The 19,641-nt window shown below is 69.7% G+C and carries 18 protein-coding genes; 7 read left to right on the top strand and 11 right to left on the bottom strand.

Annotated elements, in window-relative coordinates:
* The 4 genes from J2X63_RS04625 to J2X63_RS04610 all read right to left on the bottom strand — a co-directional run bounded on the left by J2X63_RS04625 (position 1) and on the right by J2X63_RS04610 (position 4,014).
* Positions 1 to 1,764 carry an MDR family MFS transporter gene (locus J2X63_RS04625; protein ID WP_309974361.1) on the bottom strand — a complete coding sequence of 588 codons (1,764 nt, stop codon included), beginning with the start codon at positions 1,762 to 1,764 and terminating at the stop codon, positions 1 to 3.
* Positions 1,765 to 1,930: 166 nt separating this feature from the next.
* On the bottom strand, positions 1,931 to 2,320 hold the full coding sequence (locus J2X63_RS04620; RefSeq protein WP_309974359.1) for a RidA family protein: 390 nt from the start codon (positions 2,318 to 2,320) through the stop codon (positions 1,931 to 1,933).
* A 62-nt stretch (positions 2,321 to 2,382) separates the two neighbouring features.
* Entirely contained in the window at positions 2,383 to 2,622 is a 240-nt protein-coding gene (locus tag J2X63_RS04615; protein WP_309974357.1) for a hypothetical protein, read from the bottom strand.
* A 30-nt stretch (positions 2,623 to 2,652) separates the two neighbouring features.
* Positions 2,653 to 4,014: a S8 family serine peptidase gene (locus tag J2X63_RS04610; RefSeq protein WP_309974354.1), complete on the bottom strand. Its 1,362-nt coding sequence runs from the start codon at positions 4,012 to 4,014 to the stop codon at positions 2,653 to 2,655.
* 435 nt (positions 4,015 to 4,449) lie between these two features.
* Here J2X63_RS04610 and rplJ point away from each other — a divergent pair, with 435 nt between their 5' ends.
* Positions 4,450 to 4,965 carry a 50S ribosomal protein L10 gene (rplJ, locus tag J2X63_RS04605; RefSeq protein WP_130351776.1) on the top strand — a complete coding sequence of 172 codons (516 nt, stop codon included), beginning with the start codon at positions 4,450 to 4,452 and terminating at the stop codon, positions 4,963 to 4,965.
* Positions 4,966 to 5,014: 49 nt separating this feature from the next.
* Positions 5,015 to 5,404, top strand: coding sequence for a 50S ribosomal protein L7/L12 (rplL, locus tag J2X63_RS04600; protein ID WP_159603822.1), 390 nt, complete (start codon positions 5,015 to 5,017; stop codon positions 5,402 to 5,404).
* A gap of 110 nt (positions 5,405 to 5,514) precedes the next feature.
* Here the strand turns inward: rplL and J2X63_RS04595 are convergent, their stop codons facing one another.
* The 6 genes from J2X63_RS04595 to J2X63_RS04570 all read right to left on the bottom strand — a co-directional run bounded on the left by J2X63_RS04595 (position 5,515) and on the right by J2X63_RS04570 (position 12,789).
* The gene (locus tag J2X63_RS04595; RefSeq protein WP_309974351.1) at positions 5,515 to 6,135 is read right to left on the bottom strand and encodes a hypothetical protein; all 621 of its coding nucleotides are present in this window, start codon (positions 6,133 to 6,135) and stop codon (positions 5,515 to 5,517) included.
* Positions 6,136 to 6,270: 135 nt separating this feature from the next.
* The gene (locus J2X63_RS04590; RefSeq protein WP_309974349.1) at positions 6,271 to 7,392 is read right to left on the bottom strand and encodes a Gfo/Idh/MocA family oxidoreductase; all 1,122 of its coding nucleotides are present in this window, start codon (positions 7,390 to 7,392) and stop codon (positions 6,271 to 6,273) included.
* A gap of 8 nt (positions 7,393 to 7,400) precedes the next feature.
* A complete protein-coding gene (locus tag J2X63_RS04585; RefSeq protein WP_309974346.1) occupies positions 7,401 to 9,323 on the bottom strand; it encodes a DUF6807 family protein in 1,923 nt (640 codons plus the stop codon).
* A 169-nt stretch (positions 9,324 to 9,492) separates the two neighbouring features.
* Positions 9,493 to 10,830: an extracellular solute-binding protein gene (locus J2X63_RS04580; protein WP_309974345.1), complete on the bottom strand. Its 1,338-nt coding sequence runs from the start codon at positions 10,828 to 10,830 to the stop codon at positions 9,493 to 9,495.
* 107 nt (positions 10,831 to 10,937) lie between these two features.
* Positions 10,938 to 11,708 carry a carbohydrate ABC transporter permease gene (locus J2X63_RS04575; RefSeq protein WP_396133143.1) on the bottom strand — a complete coding sequence of 257 codons (771 nt, stop codon included), beginning with the start codon at positions 11,706 to 11,708 and terminating at the stop codon, positions 10,938 to 10,940.
* A gap of 151 nt (positions 11,709 to 11,859) precedes the next feature.
* Positions 11,860 to 12,789 (bottom strand): sugar ABC transporter permease, encoded by a 930-nt coding sequence (locus J2X63_RS04570; protein WP_309974340.1) that lies wholly within the window; start codon positions 12,787 to 12,789, stop codon positions 11,860 to 11,862.
* Between the two features lie 264 nt (positions 12,790 to 13,053).
* Between J2X63_RS04570 and J2X63_RS04565 the strand changes: the two genes are divergently transcribed.
* Both J2X63_RS04565 and J2X63_RS04560 read left to right on the top strand, forming a co-directional pair.
* Entirely contained in the window at positions 13,054 to 13,515 is a 462-nt protein-coding gene (locus tag J2X63_RS04565; protein ID WP_309974338.1) for a MarR family transcriptional regulator, read from the top strand.
* Positions 13,512 to 14,762, top strand: coding sequence for an MFS transporter (locus tag J2X63_RS04560; protein ID WP_309974337.1), 1,251 nt, complete (start codon positions 13,512 to 13,514; stop codon positions 14,760 to 14,762). Before J2X63_RS04565 ends, J2X63_RS04560 begins: the two co-directional genes overlap by 4 nt.
* Positions 14,763 to 14,826: 64 nt before the next feature.
* On the opposite strand, the gene J2X63_RS04555 is transcribed toward J2X63_RS04560, so the two are convergent.
* Entirely contained in the window at positions 14,827 to 15,849 is a 1,023-nt protein-coding gene (locus J2X63_RS04555) for a LacI family DNA-binding transcriptional regulator (RefSeq protein WP_309974335.1), read from the bottom strand.
* Between the two features lie 262 nt (positions 15,850 to 16,111).
* Here J2X63_RS04555 and J2X63_RS04550 point away from each other — a divergent pair, with 262 nt between their 5' ends.
* From J2X63_RS04550 to J2X63_RS04540, 3 genes are all read left to right on the top strand, one after another.
* Entirely contained in the window at positions 16,112 to 17,470 is a 1,359-nt protein-coding gene (locus tag J2X63_RS04550; protein WP_309974334.1) for an ABC transporter substrate-binding protein, read from the top strand.
* Between the two features lie 111 nt (positions 17,471 to 17,581).
* Positions 17,582 to 18,550: a carbohydrate ABC transporter permease gene (locus J2X63_RS04545; protein ID WP_159604885.1), complete on the top strand. Its 969-nt coding sequence runs from the start codon at positions 17,582 to 17,584 to the stop codon at positions 18,548 to 18,550.
* Positions 18,547 to 19,539, top strand: a complete 993-nt coding sequence (locus J2X63_RS04540) for a carbohydrate ABC transporter permease (RefSeq protein WP_159604887.1) — start codon at positions 18,547 to 18,549, stop codon at positions 19,537 to 19,539. Before J2X63_RS04545 ends, J2X63_RS04540 begins: the two co-directional genes overlap by 4 nt.
* Positions 19,540 to 19,641: the final 102 nt, after the last annotated feature.

Below are 19,641 nucleotides of genomic sequence, written 5' to 3'. Positions count from 1 at the left end.
TCAGCGGGCGGACTCGGTGGCGGCCTGGGCCTGCTCGTCTGCGCCGTGGGGACGCGCCTGCGCACGGGTGCCGCTCTTCGCGGCACGCTCGGCCTCGGCGTCCTCCTCGACCATCTGGATGGACGACGTGACGGGCGACCCGATCTCGGCCTCGGCCAGGTCGATCGCGACCTGCTCGAGCTCCTCCTTCAGCTGCTCGGCCGAGGTCTTCGTCGAGAGCGCCTTGTTGGGCAGGAACGCGATCGCGAGGACGCTCAGCACCGCGAGCGGCACGGCGACCCAGAAGACGTCGGCGATGCCGTTGCCGTAGGCGCTCTCGATGATGACGCGGATGCCGTCGGGCAGCTCGGAGACGTGCGGGATGCCGCCGCCGGCGAGGCCCTTCAGGGCTTCGACGTCTTCGCGCGACGTGGGGGTGTAGCCCTTCAGGCCCGACGTGATGTGGGTGGTGACCTGGGTGGCCAGGATCGAGCCCATGATCGTCACGCCGATGGTGCCGGCGATCGTGCGGAAGAAGTTCACGTTCGAGCTCGCCGCACCCAGCTGCGAGGCGGGCGTGTCGTTCTGCACGACGAGCGTGAGGTTCTGCATGACCATGCCGAGGCCCGCGCCGAGGACGATCATGTAGACGCTGACCCAGAGGTAATCGGTGTCGTAGCTGAGCGTCGTCATGAGGTAGCTGCCGGCCACGACGAGCAGCGACCCGAGGAGCATGAAGCGCTTCCACTTGCCGAACTTGCTGATGAGCGCGCCGATGAGGATCGAGGCGCCCATCTGGCCGACGATCATCGGGATCGTCATGAGCCCCGACTCCGTGGGGGTCGCGCCGCGGGCGAGCTGGAAGTACTGGGCCAGGAAGACGCTGGTCGCGAACATGGAGACGCCGATCGCGACCGAGGCGATCACGGCGAGCGTGAAGGTGCGGTTCTTGAAGAGCGTCATCGGCACGATGGGCTCGGGCACGAAGAACTCGGTGATGATGAAGCCGATGATGGCGGCGGCGGAGACGCCGATCATCACGTAGCTGGTCATCGAGTCCCACTCGAACTCGCTGCCGCCGAGCGACACCCAGACGAGCAGCAGCGAGACGCCCACGGCGAGCAGCACGATGCCGAGGTAGTCGATCTTCACCGCGCGCTTCGGCATGGGCGGCAGGTGCAGGGTGCGCGAGATGACGATGAGCGCGATGATCGCGAGCGGCACCGGCAGGAAGAAGTTGGCGCGCCAGCCCCAGGCGTCGGTGATGACGCCGCCGAGCAGCGGACCGCCGATGGTCGCGACGGCCATGATGCCGCCGACGAAGCCCATGTACTTTCCGCGTTCGCGCGGCGAGATGATGACGGCGATGAGGATCATGACGAGCGACATGAGCCCGCCGGCGCCGAGGCCCTGGATCACGCGCACGGCGATGAGGGTCGTGGTGTCCTGGGCGAAGCCCGCGATCGCCGTGCCGACGACGAACAGGCCGATCGCCGTCATGAGCAGCACCTTGCGGTTCACCAGGTCGGCGAGCTTGCCCCAGATCGGGGTCGAGACGGCCATGGCGAGCAGGCTCGCGGTGATGACCCACGTGTAGGCGGTCTGGTCGCCGCCGAGGTCGGCGATGATGAGCGGCATCGAGGTCGAGACGACCGTGCCGGAGATGACGGCGACGAACATCGCCACGACGAGGCCCGAGATGGCGATGATCACCTCGCGCGGGGTGCGTTGCGCCGGAACGGCCGGAACGGCCCCGGTCGCCGGCTTGTCTGCCACAGAAGTCACGTTGATCCCTTACGTCGTGCGAGGCGCCCCGCCTGACCGAGCAGGCGCCTGAAAGTTGATATTCAGCAACTATATATAAGTAGTTGCATTTAGTCAACTTTGGACGTGGGTCAACTATTCCCCGGCCGGTCTTCGGCGCGGCCGATGTCCGCCGGTCGGGCCGAACTCACTCGAGGACGGCCACCGCCTCGATCTCGACGAGCGCGTCGGGCCGGCCGAGGCGCGGCACGATGAGCACCGTGAGGGCGGTGGGGTTCATGCCCCAGACCTTCGCCGATGCGGCGTAGCCCTCGTCGACCGACTCGCCGTCGACGAGGTACACGGCGAGGCGCACCACGTTGGACTGGTCGGCGCCGGCCTCGGCGAGCACGGCGAGCACGTTCTTCAGCGCCTGCTCGGTCTGCGCGCCGAGGCCGCCCTCGATGATGGCCCCCGATGAGTCCGTGGCGTTCTGGCCGCCGACGTACAACAGGTTCGACGCGCCGCGGACGAGGACCCCCTGGCTGAAGGCGGGGTTGCGGAACGACGACGCGGGATTCAGGTGAGTGATCTCCATGTCCCCGGTCTACTCCCGGCCTCCGACACGGCGCCCACCGGGACCGGGGCACCCGTCGTGCGCTATTGCACCGGTGCGTCCGGGGGCGGCAGCTGCACGCCGCGTTCCGCCTCCACCGTCACCCCGTCGATCGAGCGAAGCCGCTCGAGGGTCTCGTCATCGGCCCAGCCGGTGACCACGCCGATGGCATCGAGGCGCTCCTCGACCTCGAGGCCCGCGGCGGCGAGGTCCTCCACGGACCTCGCCGACTCGGGGTCGCCGCCGAGCGTGACGTGCACGCGACGCCGGCCTTCCTTCGTCATCCCCGTCTCACCACCGGGTTCGCCGGTCGCTCACGGCGCCGGGACGTCGATCGGCGGCTGGATGGGGCCGGGATCGATGATCGGACCCGGGCGCCACGGGATCGGCGTCGGCACCACGATCTTCAGCATCCGCGTCGGCACGATCGCGAGGCCCGCGCCCACCTGCTGCGCCGACTGCGGCAACGCCAGGGCGGTGCGCTCGATCTCACGCCAGAGCTCGCGGCCGCGCAGGCCGGTCTTCTGGGCGATTGTCGCCGCGATGCCCGCGACATGCGGAGTCGCCATGCTCGTGCCGCTCTTCACGCCGTAGGAGCCCTTCTCCACCGGCACCGTCGAGTACGTCGCCACGCCGGGGGCCGCGACGTTGACCTCGCCGCCGCCGCCGTTCAGTGCCACGCACGAGAACGACGCGCGCTGGAGCGTCTGGTCGACCGCGGCCACGGCGAGTACCGAGGGGCTGTTCGCCGGCGCGTTCACCGGGGCCCAGCCGTCATTGCCCGCCGCCGCGACGATGAGGGTCCCGGCGTTGAGCGCGGCCACCGCGGCCTGCTCGTAGTACGTGAAGTGCGCCTGGCCGACGTTCACCGAGGAGCCGAGCGACATCGAGATCACGGTCGCACCCTGCTGGATGGCCCAGTTGATGCCCGCGAGGATCTGCCCGCTCGTGCCGCTGCCCGAGTTCGACAGCACCTTGCCCACGAGCAGGCGGGCGCCGTGCGCGACGCCGTAGCGGCGTTGTCCGCCCGGCGGCACCTTGATGCCGGCGGCCGTGCCCGCGCAGTGCGTGCCGTGCGAGTGGCCGTCGTGCACCGGCTGCCCCGGGATGAACGACTGGCTCGCCAGCACGCGGCCGGCGAAGTCGGGATGCCCCAGGTCGATGCCGGTGTCGAGGATCGCGACGCGCATGCCGGTGCCAGACCACGGCGCGGTGCGCAGGATCGGCGGGATGGCCCGTACGGCCTTCAGGCCCCACGTGTACGCGGCGGTGTCGGCGTAGACCTCCGCGGCGTCGACCTCGTCGTCCTGCGTGGTCTCGCCGGTCTCGACGTCCTCCGAGGTGCGGAGGTCCTCCATGGTGAGGGCGTGCACCCACACCTCGGGCTCGATGGCGAGCACGGGGCTCGCCGAGTCGCCGACCGCACGTGAGAGGGCGCCCAGCTGATCCGGCACCGAGTCGACGATCGCGATGTTCAGCTCCTCGAGGTAGACGCCGTCGCCGGCGACCTCCTCGAGCGTGCCGAACGCGCCCACGTCGCGGGCGTTGGCGAGGTCGAGCCCTGCGATGTCCCGCAGCTCGCGAGCCGCGGTTGCCGGGTCCACCTGCGCGAACGTGATGATCTGTCGTCCGGTCGGCCCCTCGGGTACGCGGTCGGCGACGGTCTCTGTCGTCATGATGTGTTCCTTCGATCGCGGAAGCTGCCGGATGCGCCTCGGGGTCGGGGTGCAGCGCCCGTACTGCGCACAGTCTCAGCTTCGATCCGGCATCCGACATCGGGGGCGGCACTGATTGCCGCTCCACCATCCGCGACGTCGGTGCCGGATGCCGCGTGCGGGCCGATTTGGCGGCGCCCGCGGCATCCGCTACTCTTGTCGGAGCCGAAGACCGCTGGTTGTCGTGCGCGCACCGAGTTCATTCACGGGGCGAGTCGACCGAAGTCTTGCGAAAGCAAGTGCCCGCGCAGGTGTGACGAAGACTTCCCGTTCATTCGGGCCGAGCTCCGCGCAACTGCGCCGGAGCTCTTTTCTTTTGCTCGACGCTCTGAGCTTCCAGCGCTCCCAGGCCGTGCACCGCTTCCGCGGTGCGCGTTGAATTCACAAGGAGTGGCCATGGCGAACAAGGAAGCCTCGGTTGCCGAACTCACGAACCTGTTCGAGAGCTCGACCGCCGTTCTGCTGACCGAATACCGCGGCCTCACTGTTGCCCAGCTCAAGACGCTGCGCAAGTCCATCAGTGAGGACGCGAGCTACGCCGTGGTGAAGAACACGCTGACCAAGATCGCGGCGAACAACGCCGGCATCTCGTCGTTCGACGACGAGCTCGCCGGTCCCTCCGCGATCGCATTCGTGCACGGTGACCCGGTCGCCGTCGCGAAGGCCCTGCGTGACTTCGCCAAGGCGAACCCCCTCCTCGTGGTCAAGGGCGGCTATTTCGATGGCAAGCCCCTGACCGCCGAAGAGGTAGGCAAGCTCGCCGACCTCGAGTCCCGTGAAGTGCTGCTGGCGAAGCTCGCCGGTGCTTTCAAGGCCTCGCTGTTCGGAGCCGCATATCTGTTCAACGCACCGCTGTCGAAGGCCGTTCGCACGGTCGACGCGCTGCGTGAGAAGCAGGAGTCCGCTGCGTAGGCGCGAGCCTCTCAAGCGGTGAGTAACCAAGAATCTAAGGAGAAAAAACATGGCGAAGCTGTCCACTGAAGAGCTGCTCGAGCAGTTCAAGGGCCTGACCCTCATCGAGCTCTCGGAGTTCGTCAAGGCGTTCGAGGAGACCTTCGAGGTCACCGCGGCCGCTCCGGTCGCCGTTGCCGGCCCCGCTGCCGCTGGCGGCGGCGCTGCTGCTGAAGAGGTCGAGGAGAAGGACTCCTTCGACGTCGTCCTCGAGGCTGCCGGCGAGAAGAAGATCCAGGTCATCAAGGTCGTCCGCGAGCTCACCTCGCTCGGCCTCGGCGAGGCCAAGGCCGTCGTCGACGGTGCTCCCAAGGCCGTGCTCGAGGGCGCGAACAAGGAGACCGCCGACAAGGCGAAGGCTGCCCTCGAGGAGGCCGGCGCGACCGTCACCCTCAAGTAGTCGTGTGCGCTCGCTCGAGCGCCGCAGCTTGAGGTGACGTCACGTCACCAGATCGACACGGATGCCCCGTGGCTCATCGCGAGCCACGGGGCATCCGTCGTTCGTGCAGGTCAGTCGTGCTCGCTGCGGACGAGGAGCGCGGCCAGCCCGGCGTAGGTGTTCGGGCCGGGCACGCCGTCGATCGGCCCCGCGTACCCGCCCCGCTGCGCGATGCGCTGGAGCGCCTTCCAGGTGTTTGGTCCGGCGACGCCGTCGAGAGGGCCGGCGTACCCGGCGCCCGTGAGGACGACCTGCACCCCCTTCCAGGAGTTCGGCCCGAGGACGCCGTCGTACGGGCCGAAGTACCCGCCGATGCGGGCGAGCACCTGGAGCGCCCGCCAGGTGTCGGTTCCGGGAACGCCGTCGATCGGGCCGGCATAGCCGAAGCCCGTGAGCACGGTCTGCAGGCCCCTCCACGACGCGGGTCCCATGACGCCGTCGATGGGGCCCGTGTAGCCGCCCTTGGCGGCGAGCCGCTGGACGCCCCGGTACGTGTCGGGCCCAGGGGAGCCGTCGATGGCGCCGGTGTACCCGTACCCCTTGCCGGTCTGCTGAAGGGCCTTCCAGGTGTTCGGCCCCGGGATGCCGTCATTCGGACCCGTGTAGCCGCCCGCGCGGGCGACCCTCTGCAGCGTGATCCCGTCGGCGGCGCTGATCGCCGCGCCTGAGGCGGCAGCGGTCTCGGTGGTCATGGTGCCCTCCTTCATCGGTGGGGCCGCGGAGTCCTCATCGGCACCGCAGGTCGCCCGATGGCACGCTACGACGCCGACCACGAGGCGACCACCGGGCTGTCCCTGAGACGCCTGTCCCTGAGACGCCGGCCGACCTCAGCCGGCCCGACTCCACGGCGCGCCGAGCTCGGCGAACGTGCGGCCCTCGCCGACGACCCGGGCGCTCCAGTGCTCGAGGTCCCGCACGACGAGGTGCGTGCCCTCGTCGTCGGTGACGCGGTCGACGTGCGATGGGTCGATGCGGGCGGGCGGGCCGTTCTCGCGCACCGCCTCCAGCACGCGCATGAACGCGCCGGTCGATGCCGCCGGCACGAGCAGCGGGGTGCCGTCGACGACGTGGTCGACGAGGTTCGCGAGGAGACCCATGCGGGGATGGCTGCTCGTCACCGGCACGTCGGAGCCGGGCTCGACGAGCTGGATGACGTCGAGCGTGTACCAGAGCACGAGGCGCCCGGCCGTGCCCTCGACGACGATGCACGGCTCGCTGCGCCGTGGCGCGGTGAGACTGAGCGCACCGGCGAGGGTCGCGCCGCCGGCGAGGTCGACGACGAGCGACGAGGTGTCGTCGACCTCGATGTCGTTCGCGCGGTAGAGGTCGAGCCGCACGGCGGCGACGTCCTCCTCGCGCGTGGCCCCGGCGACCGCGAGGCCCGTGGCCACCGCGTGCGCGAGGGGATTCGTGACGGCGCCGTCGACCACGGGCACCCCGTCGAGCGTGCTGCGCCCGGCCCACGGTGCCCGCCGCCAGTAGTCGACGTTCCGCACCCAGGTCGCGAGGGCGCCGTAGCGCACCGGATCGCCGATGGCCCCGGCGGCGATGAGGTCGCGCATCGCCGGGACGGCCGTCGAGCCCAGGCTCTGGAAGCCGAGTTGCACCGCCCGCCCCGTCGCCTCGCTCGCGGCGAGCAGACGATGGAACTCGTCGAGCGTCGGGGTCGGCGGCTTCTCGAGCAGCACGTGCGCGCCGTGCAGCAACGCCTGCTCGGCGAGCGGGAGGTGGGTGTGCATCGGCGTGCACAGGATCACGATGTCGAGTCCCTCCGCGGCGATCATGTCGCTCGCCTCGCGGTACGCCGTGACGCCGTCGAGGTCGGGCCCCGGTGGTCGGTGGTCGGCCACCGCGGCGAGCATCGCGCGCGCGTCGCGTTCGAGCTCCCGTGCCGCGCGCACGTGGCTGGCGCCGTGGCCGTGCACGCCCGCGAGGCCGATGCGCGGCATCCGACCGATCACGAGTGCCGGGCCGGGTTGGCGACGAGCCCCGTCTCGAGGCCGGCGACCGGCGTGTTCACCACGGCGCCGAGCGTCGAGGCCAGCTGCTCGAGCTCTGCGGCATCCGTGATCGCGCGATCGATGAGCAGGGCATCGATGCCGAGCTCGAGCCGGCCGCCCTCGGGCACCGAGACGACCTCGTCCCACGCCACGGCTGGGCCGATGCCCAGGTACTCGTCGACCCGCGCGAACCACGGCAGCGCGGGCCGGCCCTCGGGCTGCGCGAGCAGCACCGTGACCCGGCGTCCGGCGTCGACGACGGCGAGCCAGGGCGACGTGGAGCCATGGGCGATGCGTTCGCCCTCGCCGTCGCGGGTGATCACCGTGGCGTCCCAGCGGGGGAACCGCCAGAACAGGCCGCCGTAGCCCGCGCCCTCGCGGCCGTTCGTCGCGGGGGAGCCCAGCGTGAGCGCGCCGAAGTTCGCGGCGAGCGTGCTGCGCCACCCGAGCGTCCAGGCGTCGCGTTCGCCGACGCGGGCCGGACGCCCCGTGAGCACGCGCACCTCGCTGAGCTGCGCCACCTCGCGTTCGTCGATCCACGTGAGCCGCTCGACCAGCACGTCGTCGTCGACCGTGAGCGCGTCGCGTCGCTGCGCGCCCTGGTTCTCGAGCATGACCGAGCCGACGTCCTGCACGTAGGTGCGGCCGCCCCAGTACGAGGTGCCGTTGACGTCGGGCAGGGCCACGCCGATGCCGAAGTGGTGCAGGTGGTCGGTGGGGTGGCTGTCGGTGACGCGAACGCCGCCGAGCGTCTCGACGGGGTGCAGGTAGGGCCGCGGGGAGAGCACCGAGTCGATGCTCGTGCCCTCCTCGTAGCGGGCCACCACCCGGTCGCCGATGCGCAGCACCGGACGGCCGGGCGACAACCAGCCCGACGCCTCGGGCGCGGGTCCCGTGCTCCCGCGCGCTTCGAGGATCGCCCGGTAGGAGAGCGGATGCGTCGCCGGCGAGCCGGCCATCGCATCCCGCAGGCGCCGCCACGACTGGGCGCCGAGCTCGAGGCGCGGCACCGACATGGTGGTGAGCGCCGGAGCGGAGAACCGCGCGAGCGGGATGTCGTCGATGCCGGCCACCGAGATCTCGCCGGGCACGTCGACGCCGAGCTCGCGGAGCCGGGCGAGCAGACCGAGGGCGACGAGGTCGTTGAAGGCGATGACGGCGGTCGCGCTCGACGAGAGCACGTCCTCGGCAGCGCGGTAGCCGTCCTCGACCTGTGAGCCGGCCGCGAGGTCGAACACCTCGACGCGCTCGTGGCGGGCGACGAGCTCGGCGAGCCCATGCCGGCGGAGCCCGTCGGCATAGGCCTGCGGCGGCCCGGCGAGGTAGGCGATACGGGTGTGGCCGAGGGCGACCAGATGCTCGCCGAGGGTGCGCGTCGCGTGCTCGTAGTCGACCGAGAGCTCTGCCGCCGGATCGCTCGCGACCGGGCGGTTCACGACGACGATCGGGCCTGATCGGGCGAGCAGGGCCTCGAGCCGCTCGGCCGGCATGCGCGGCGAGACGAGCACGAGCGCGTCGCACCGGGAGCGGGCCTCGACGGCGATGTCCTCCTCGTCGGCGACTCGCTCGGCGGTGTCGGCGACGAGCACCCGGTAGCCGTCGAGCGCCGCCTCGCGGGCGAGCCCCTTGAGCACGCCCTGGAACATCGGGTTCTCGAGGTCGGGCACGACGAGGGCGACGGTGTTGCTGCGGCCGCGCACGAGGTTGCGCGCCATCTGGCTCGGCGAGTAGTTGAGCTTCTCGATCGCGTCGCGCACCTTGGCCGAGATCGCCGGGTCGACCTTCTGGTTGCGGTTCAGCACCCGTGACACCGACGCCTGCGAGACGCCGGCGTACTCGGCGACCTGGGCGATCGTGACCTGCCGGGGCGGGTTGGGCACTGGGACCTCCATCGGGAAGGGGCTTGGGATGACGCTACGCCGCGTGCCGCGGGGAAGGCGATGCCGACGCGGGTCGGCGGGGAGATGAGCGGCTGCCGCGCAGGCAGACGCGGCAGCCGCTCGGGTGACGGTCCGGGAGGATCCGTCGGCTTGGGAACTCGCTCGCGGACTAGACGGCGGCGTCGTCGAGCGCCCGCTGCAGCTCGGCGAGGAAGCTCGCCGCGGCCTCTTCGGGAGTCATCTCGCCGAAGAGCACCTGCTGGGTGTGCTGGTCGATGATCGCCTCGATCATGCCGCCGCCCGGGGGTGTGGCCGCCGGTGCGTCGCCGACCTGCGGTGCGAGGTCGTCGAGGAAGCCGACGACGGTCTGGTTGACCTCGTCGAGCTTCGGCGTGATGTAGTCGCGGATCTTCTCGTTGGCGGGCACGCCGCGCTCCGCGAGCAGCAGGTCGGCGGCCTCCTCGCTGTTCGACAGGAAGTCGAGGAAGGTGGCGACCTCGGCCGGGTGCTCGGTCTTCGCCGACGCCGACCAGAACATCGACGGCTTGTAGTACGCCCAGCCGTCGGATGCGCCCTTGCTCGTGGGCACGCGCAGGGCCACGAGGTCCTGGCCGCTCGCGTCGCGGAGCGCCTGCACCTGGTTCGACCACCACGGGCCGAACGCCGACTGGTTCGTCGCGGTGAACGACTCGGCGAGGCCGCCGGACTCGCGCTCGATCGTCGCCGACGGTTCGGGCGTGGCGCCGTCCTTCGTCGCATCGAGCAGGAACTCCCACCAGCCCGCGAGGTCCTCCTCGCTCGCGGCGATCTCGCCGTCGGCGTTGTAGAGCGCGCTGTCGTGCTGGCGCAGCCAGTTGTTCAGGCCGCCGTCCTCGAAGCCCCAGGACTGGGTGCCCGCGACCGCGCCGCCGCTCGCCTCGGCGACCTCCTGGGCGGTGGCGACGAAGTCGTCCCAGGTCCAGGTCTCGTCGTCGGGCAGGTCGATGCCGTACTGGTCGAGCACGTCCTGGTTGGCGATGATCGTGTACGAGTTGATGCCGACGGGCACGCCGTACTGGGTGCCGTCGAGCGCCCCGGTGCCGAGCACGGCCTCGGGGTAGTCCTCGGTGGAGAGCACGGAGGACAGGCCGCCGAGGTCCATCAGCACGCCGTTGGCCGCGTACGTCGACAGCTGCTTCTCGTCCATCTGGATGATGTCGGGGATGTCGCCGGCCGCCACCGAGGTGGAGAGCTTGTCCCAGTAGCCGGCCCAGTCGGTGTACTGGGGCTCGATGGTGATGTTCGGGTGCTCCGCCTCGAACGCGGCGATGAGCTCCTGCGTGATCGCGTGACGGGTGTCGTTGCCCCACCAGGTGAACGAGAGCGTCACGGGTTCGTCCGAGAGCTCGAGCTTCGGCGCCTCGTCGGCGGGGGCGGCGGGGTTGCCGGCGCAGGCCGTGAGCGCGAGCATCGTCGCTGCGCCGATGGCCGTGACGACGCCCATGCGGCGTCGTGTGTTGCCTCGCATGGTGGTGTCCTTCCGTGGTGTGGTGTGGTGCAGGGGGGTGGGTGGAGCCGGTGGTGCGGTGGGCGTGCGCGCGACCGTGCGCGCCCGCGTCGGATCGGCCTGGCCGATCACTTGATCCCCGTCGTGGCGATGCCCTTGATCAGGAATCGCTGGCCGAAGAGGAAGATCAGGAAGATGGGGATGAGCGACACGACGCTCATCGCGAACAGCTCGCCGAAGTCGGTCGAGCTCTGCGCGTCCTGGAACGCGTTGAGGGCGAGCGGCACGGTGTAGAGCGCCGGCTTGGTCAGGAAGATGAGCTGGCTGAAGAAGTCGTTCCAGGTCCAGATGAACGTGAAGATCGTGGTCGTCGCGAGGGCGGGCACCATGAGCGGCAGGATGATCTGCAGGAAGATGCGCGGATGCCCCGCCCCGTCGATGCGCGCGGCCTCGTCGAGTTCGCGCGGGATGCCGCGGATGAACTGCACCATCAGGAAGATGAAGAACGCATCGGTCGCGAGGAGCTTCGGCACGATGAGCGGCAGGAATGTGTTGACCCACCCGAGCTGGGAGAACAGCACGTACTGCGGCACGATGATCACGTGGATCGGGAGCATGATGCTCAGCAGCATGATCGCGAACCAGAACCGCTTGCCCGTGAACTCGAGCCGCGCGAACGCGTAGGCCGCCAGGGAGCACGAGACGAGGTTGCCGACGATCGAGCCGATCACCACGAGCCCCGAGTTCAGCAGGTACACGTTGAACGGGTACGTCAGCGCGTTCCATCCATCGACGTAGTTCGAGATCTCGAAGCTGTCGAAGACGAGGCCCGCCTCGCGGAAGATTAGGTCGGTCGGCCGGAACGAGCTGACCACCATCCAGATCACCGGGTAGAGCATCAGCACGGCCGCCGCGATGAGGAACACGTGGCGCAGGATGCTCGTGACCGGCTTGCGGAACGGGCTCCGCCGGCGGCGCTGCTCGCGGACCCGCTCGGGCGGGAGTCCGGTGACGACCGATTCGGTCAGCGGTGCGAGGTCGGTCGAGGGGTCAGTCTTGGTCATCGTAGAACACCCAATACTTCGAGGCCCAGAAGTTGATGGCGGTGAGCGCGGCGACGATCACCAGGAGCAGCCAGGCCATGGCCGAGGCGTACCCCATGTTGAGGTTCGCGAAGCCCTGCTGGTAGAGGTACAGCGTGTAGAACAGCGTCGAGTCCACCGGGCCTCCCGTTCCGCCCGAGACGACGAACGCCTGGGTGAACGACTGGAACGCTCCGATGAGCTGCAGGATGAGGTTGAAGAAGATGATCGGCGTGAGCATCGGCAGCGTGATGTGCCGGAACTGCTGCCAGCGGCCCGCACCGTCGACGGATGCCGCCTCGTAGTACATGACGGGGATCTGCCGGAGCCCGGCGAGGAAGATCACCATGGGTGCGCCGAACGTCCACACGTTGAGGACCATGAGCGTGCCGAGCGCGGTCTCGGGGTTGGAGATCCAGCCCTGGCCCTCGATGCCGAACCAGCCGAGCACCACGTTGAACAGGCCGTCGACGCCGAAGAGCTGGCGCCACAGGATCGCGATCGCGACGCTCGCGCCGAGCAGCGACGGCAGGTAGAACGCCGACCGGTAGAGCGCGAGGCCGCGGAGCCCACGGTCGAGCACGATCGCGAGCGCCAACGCGAGGCCGAGCTGCAGCGGGACCGAGATGAACACGTACTGGAAGGTGACGGAGAGGGCCGTGTGGAGCCGCTCGTCCTCGAACATCCGCACGTAGTTGTCGATGCCGATGAAGCGGGGTGGACTCAGCAGGTTGTACCTGGTGAACGAGAGGGCGAACGACGCCGCCATCGGCCCGACGGTGATGAGCGCGAGCCCGATGAACCAGGGCAGGAGGAAGAGGAAGGCCGCTTTGTTCTGCGTGCGGGACTTCGGCGCCGAGGTGCCCTTGATGCGCCGCAGTTCACCGAGGGCGCTCATCGACGGCCTCGCGTTCGGGTGGCGGCCCGCGGGGGTCGGCCTCGTCGTGTCGTCGGGAACACGTGGTCTCCAGTCATCGTCGTTGATCACCGCTGAGAAAGCGCTATCTCAGGTGCTGCAGACGTTTCTATCCCACGATCGTGCGCGTTGGCAAGAGGCAATGCGGCGGATTCGTGCCATTGGCGCGGATTTCCGAGAAAGGGCTTTCTGACCTCTCGTGCCGGATGCGAGACAGTAGATAGGCAAGCTATGTAAAATGGTCGGGTGACCACGCCAGCAGACCTTCCCACCGTCCTCGGCGACCTCGTCTCGGTGAACCACCGCATCACGAGGCTCGCGGCATCCGTCACCGGCAGCACCGAGTCGCCGGCCGTCTGGCGCACGCTCAGCGTGCTCCGCGACCTCGGGCCGATGCGCCTCGGCGAGCTCGCCCGGGTCAGCCGTGTGTCGCAGCCCACCATGACGAAGCTCGTGCACACGCTCGACGAGCGCGGCTGGATCCGCCGCATCGCCGACGTCAGCGACGCACGTGCGTGGCTGATCTCCGCCGACCCCCGCGGCCTCGCCGCCCTCGCCGGGTGGCGGGAGGAGCTCGCGACCGCCCTCACCCCCACCTTCGCCGACCTCCGGCCCGACGAGCTCGCCACGCTGGCAGCGGCGGTCGAGATCGTCCGCGCGCGACTCGAGCGGGTCCGCGACGCCGCCTCGACGGGGGTGGTCGCGTGAGCGCCGGCCACGCGGCATCCGGGTCGATCCTGAAGCAGCCGAAGGCCGTCTGGGCCGTCGCGTTCTCGTGCGTCATCGCGTTCATGGGCATCGGCCTCGTCGACCCGATCCTCCCGGCGATCGCCGAGAGCCTCGAGGCCACGCCCACCCAGACCGAGCTGCTCTTCACGAGCTACCTGCTGGTCACCGGCGTCGCCATGCTCGGCACCAGCTACATCTCGAGTCGCATCGGCGCGAAGCGGACGCTGCTCATCGGCCTCGGCATCATCGTCGTCTTCGCGGCGGCGGCGGGGCTCTCGCAGAACGTCGAGTCGATCATCGGCTTCCGCGCCGGCTGGGGCCTCGGCAACGCCCTCTTCATCTCCACGGCCCTCGCCACCATCGTCGGTGCCGCCGCGGGCGGATCGGGCTCGGCGATCATCCTCTACGAGGCCGCACTCGGCCTCGGCATCGCGATCGGGCCGCTCCTCGGCGGGTTCCTCGGCAACCTCAGCTGGCGGGGCCCGTTCTTCGGCACCGCGGCCCTGATGGCGATCGGCTTCATCGCGATCGTCGTGTTCCTGAAGGACGACACGAGCGGGCCGGATGCCGCGAGCCGGCCGGTGCCGACGCGGCTGTCCGCCCCCGTCCGCGCCCTCCGCCGGCCTGCCCTCGCGGTGCTGGCCGGTGCCGCCCTGTTCTACAACATCGGCTTCTTCGTGCTGCTCGCGTACTCGCCGTTCCCGCTCGGCTTCGACGCCATCGGGCTCGGCCTCACGTTCTTCGGGTGGGGCGTCGCGCTCGCGATCACCTCCGTCTTCGTCGCGCCGCTCCTCACCGCACGGATGCCGCGCACCCGCGTGCTCTGGATCGCCCTGCCGCTCCTCGCGGTGGACCTCGCCGCCGCCGGGTTCGTGATCGAGGACCCGACCGCGCTCGTGGTCTGCATCGTCGCCGGCGGACTCGTGCTCGGGGTGCTCAACACCGTGCTCACCGAGTGCGTCATGGAGGCGACCGACCTGCAGCGATCCGTCGCGTCGAGCGCGTACTCGGCCGTGCGGTTCCTCGGCGGCGCGATCGCCCCGCCTGCGGCGGCCGAGCTCGCGCACCTCATCTCGCCCGAGGCGCCGTACTTCGCGGCAGCCGGTTCGGTGCTGGTCGCGCTTCTCGTGGTGCTCGTCGGGCACCGCGCGCTGCGGCGGGTCGACGGGGCGCCGGAGCCCGCGCTCGCCGAGGCCGAGGCGATCGCGGTCGGCGACGCGACCTGAGGCGCGCCGAGGCATCCGCCCCGGGGCATCCGCTGTCCTGCACTGCCCCGATTCGTCGGGCTGGTCAGCGGGGAGCGCTCGTCGTCGCGCGCACGACCAGGCGCGTCGGCAGCGGCGCACCCGAGTCGGGCAGCGGGTCGGCCGTGGCGTCGTCGCCGAGCAGGCGCAGCACCACGTCGACGGCCAGCCGGCCCTGCTCGCCCGGGTACTGCTCGATCGTGGTGAGCTCGAACATCTCGGCGTTCTCGTGCCCGTCGACGCCGATCACCGAGAGGTCGCCCGGCACGTCGATGCCGAGCCGTTCCGCGGCGCGGATGGTGCCGAAGGCCATCTCGTCGGATGCCGCGAACACGGCGGTCGGGCGGCGGCCCGGGTGCCCGAGGAGCTGCAGCGCTCCGGTGTAGCCGCCGGGCATGCTCATGTCGGCCTCGAGGAGGTGCGCGGGCTCGGCGGAGGGCAGGCCGGCGGCGGACATCGCGTCGAGGAAGCCCTGGCGCCGCTGCCCGGGCACGCTCGCGGGCCGGCTCTCGGCGCCGAGGCCGGCCAGGTGCGCGATGCGCGTGTGCCCCAGGTGCAGGAGGTGCTCGGTGGCGAGCTGCCCGACGGCGCGATCGTCGACCGAGAGCCGCGCGGCCGCGCCGCCGCTGCCGCCGAGGCACACGAGCGCCTTCTCACGACGGTCGAGCGACGCGACCTCGCGCTCGTCGAGGTCGACGCCGACCGCGATCACCGCGTCGACACGCTTGCGCGCCAGGAAGAAGTCGAAGACCCGGTCGCGGCCCGGACCCCAGTCCGAGAGGTTGTAGAGCGTGAGGTCGTAGCCCGCACCGAGGAGGGCGCGCTCGATGCCCTCGAGCACCTCGCCGAAGAACCAGCGATTGACGAAGGGGATGACCACGCCGACGTTCTTGGTGCGTCCGGTGACGAGGCTCGCGGCGTCGGGCGACGCGATGTAGCCGATCTCGGCGGCGGCGGCCTCGACCCGGACCCTCGTCTGGTCGGCGACGTAGCCCCGGCCCGACAGGGCCCGCGAGGCGGTGGCTTTCGAGACGCCCGCGAGACGCGCGACATCGCCGATGGCGGCCATCCGCGCCTCCCTCCGTCGGGCAGCTTCGTTGCGAGTGTAGTGTCCGGGCTCCGGAATGTGGAACCGTTTCCTGAACGCGTCGACGATCCGAGCGCGCCGCGGAACGCCGCGGTGGGAGCGCTCTCCCTCAACGGTGGCAGCGAAATTCGATCGGTGTCCGAACCGTGACCTCTCGCGGGTTGTCAGGAATCGCGGGTTGTCCTACCGTGGAGGCTGGAACCGGTTCCGGCTTCGCCTGCATCACACTCAACGAGGAGAAGACATGAGATCCACACGGCATAGCCGTTGGCTGGCCCCCGTCGTGGGCGCTGCCGCGGTCGCGCTCGCCCTGACGGGCTGTACTGGAGACGCCGCCGAGCAAGATGCGGCCGACGTCGACTGCGGGCCCTACGAGCAGTACGGCACGTTCGACGGCGCAGAGGTGACGGCCGCCGGCACCATCCTCGACCTCGAGGCAGACCGGCTGAACGAGTCGTGGGCCGACTTCGAGACCTGCACCGGCATCTCCGTGGAGTACCAGGGCTCGAGCGAGTTCGAGGCCCAGATCGCGGTGCTCGCCGAGGGCGGCAACGCCCCCGACGTCGGCTTCGTGCCGCAGCCCGGCCTGATGAACCGCCTCGCGGCGGGCGGCTGGCTCATCCCGGCATCCGAGGAAGTCGAGGCCAACGCCGACGAGTTCTGGTCGCCCGACTGGAAGGCGTACGGCACGTACGAGGACACCTTCTACGGGGCGCCCCTCATGGCCAGCATCAAGGGCTACGTCTGGTACTCGCCGACCGAGTTCGAGGAGAAGGGGTACGAGATCCCGAAGACCCTCGACGAGCTCAAGGACCTCTCCGACCAGATCGCGGCCGACGGCGACCACAAGCCGTGGTGCGTGGGACTCGAGTCCGGTGAGGCCACCGGCTGGCCGGGCACCGACTGGGTCGAGGACTACATGCTGCGCCTCAACGGCGCCGACGCCTACGACCAGTGGGTGACCCACGAGATCCCCTTCAACGACCCGCAGGTCGCCGACGCGTTCGACGCGGTCGGGCAGTACCTGAAGAGCGAGGACATGGTCAACGGCGGCATCGGCGACGTGTCCACGCAGGTCACCGAGGCGTTCCAGACGGCCGGCCTCCCCATCCTCGACGGCGAGTGCTCGCTGCACCACCAGGCCTCGTTCTACGAGACCTTCTGGAACCCCGAGGGCGGTGACGAGGTGAAGGTCGCCTCCGACGGCGACGTGTTCGGCTTCCTGCTCCCGCCGGCCAACGCCGACGACCCGCTGTCGGTCACCGGCGGTGGCGAGATCGTGGTGGCCTTCCGCGAGGCCGACGAGGTCGAGGCGTTCCGCGCCTACCTCTCGAGCGACACCTGGGCGAACAACCGCGTCAGCCTCGGCGGCGTCATCAGCGCGAACAAGGGCGTCGACCCCGAGAACGCGTCGAGCGAGCTGCTGGTGCAGTCCATCGAGATCCTCCAGGACCCCGAGACGACCTTCCGGTTCGACGGATCCGACCTGATGCCCGGTGCCGTGGGCGCCGACTCCTTCTGGAAGGGCATCGTGGCCTGGGTCGGTGGCGACAGCACCCAGCAGGTGCTCGACACCATCGAGTCGACCTGGCCGTCCAGCTGATCGTCCGCGCGCCGCGCCCGGCGCACCGCGGGCAAGGCGCATGATCGAGGGGCGGGGTTGGAGAACCCCGCCCCTCGGCACCCCAGCTTCAACGACGAACCGGGAGGCACGATGACCACGGCCGATCTCCTCGGCAAGATCCTGCAGGTGGTGATGGGGCTCGCGGTGTTCGCCGCGGTCGTCGGCCTCCTCATCTTCTTCATCGACAAGGCCCCGAAGAAGGGCCGAGACTACTGGCAACTGGCGGGGTTCCTCGCACCGGCGCTCATCTTCGTCGCGATCGGCCTCGTCTATCCGGCCATCCGCACGAGCATCCTGGCGTTCCAGGACTCGTCGGGGGACTGGACGTTCGACAACTTCGTCTGGACCTTCACCCAGCCGGCCGCCATCCGCACGCTCATCAACACCGTGATCTGGGTGCTGCTCGTGCCCACGTTCGCGACGGCCGTCGGTCTCGCCTACGCCGTCTTCATCGATCGGTCCCGCGGCGAGCGATACTACAAGTCGGTCCTCTTCATGCCGATCGCCATCTCGTTCGTCGGCGCGAGCGTGATCTGGAAGTTCGTCTACGAGTACCGCTCGGGCGACCGCGAGCAGATCGGCCTCCTCAATGCCATCGTGGTCGCGTTCGGCGGTGAACCCGTGCAGTGGCTGCAGACGGACCCGATCAACACGATCCTCCTCATCGTGGTGATGATCTGGGTGCAGACCGGATTCGCGATGGTGGTGCTCAGCGCCGCCATCAAGGGCATCGCCACGGAGCAGATCGAGGCGGCGCAGCTCGACGGCACGAACGCGTGGCAGCGATTCACGAACGTCACGATCCCGGGCATCCGGGGTGCACTGGTGGTCGTCCTCACGACGATCTCGATCGCCACCTTGAAGGTCTTCGACATCGTGCGCACCATGACGGCCGGAAACTTCAACACGAGCATCGTGGCCAACGAGATGTACACCCAGGCGTTCCGCGCGAGTGAGATCGGGCGCGGCTCGGCGCTCGCCCTCATCCTCTTCGTGCTGGTGCTGCCGATCGTCATCTACAACGTCAATGTGCTCCGCAAGCAGAGGGAGATCCGATGAGCAGCGTCGCCCCGGCCGATCTTCCCGTCGGCAAGAACCTCGGCACCCTCGAGGAGGTTGAGCAGCGTGAGTACGACGTGCCCAAGACGATGCGGGTGAAGAAGCGCCTCACGTCGCGCACGGCCACCATCGCGTCGCTCATCATCGCGGTGCTGTGGACCATCCCCACGTTCGGCCTCTTCATCTCGTCGTTCCGACCGGCTGAGCTCATTCGCACCACCGGGTGGTGGACGATCTTCTCGAACCCGGGGTTCACCCTCGAGAACTACCAGAACGTGTTGTTCTCGTCGTCGGCATCGTCGCCGCAGCTGGGCTCGTACATCGTCAACTCGATCGCGATCGCGTTGCTCGCCACCCTCATCCCCCTCGTGTTCGCGTCGATGGCGGCGTACGCGTTCGCCTGGATGCGGTTCCGCGGCGTCGGCGTGCTCTTCATCATCATCTTCGCGTTGCAGATCATCCCCCTGCAGATGGCCCTCGTGCCGCTCCTGCAGATCTTCTCGACGGTGCTGCGCCCGATGCAGGCCTGGCTGCACGACGTCATCCCGATCATCCCCGAGCAGAACTACCTGCCGTTGTGGCTCGCGCACTCGATGTTCGCGCTGCCGCTCGCGATCTTCCTGCTGCACAACTTCATCTCGGAGATCCCGGCCGACGTGATCGAGGCGGCGCGGGTCGACGGTGCGACGCACGGGCAGATCTTCTTCCGCATCGTGCTCCCGCTGGCCGTTCCCGCGATCGCGTCGTTCGCGATCTTCCAGTTCATCTGGGTGTGGAACGACCTGCTCGTCGCGCTGATCTTCTCGGGCGGCACCCAGGACGTCGCGCCGCTCACCCAACGATTGGCGGAGCTCACCGGAACACGCGGACAGGACTGGCAGCTCCTCACCGCGGCCGCCTTCATCTCGATCGTCATCCCGCTCATCGTGTTCTTCAGCCTGCAGCGCTACTTCGTGCGCGGCCTGCTGGCCGGATCCACGAAGGGGTAGGCGACCAGCTCGACCCGAACGGGCTGGGAGAACGGATGCCGCGAGCGGGGGCTCGCGGCATCCGCCATGTGTGCAGCGCAACCCGTGGTCAGCGTCGGTCCG

This window comes from Agromyces sp. 3263 (assembly GCF_031456545.1).
Classification (GTDB): Bacteria; Actinomycetota; Actinomycetes; order Actinomycetales; family Microbacteriaceae; genus Agromyces.
The sequence above is the reverse complement of the archived record's forward strand: the minus strand, read 5'-3'. Positions and strand labels throughout refer to the sequence as shown.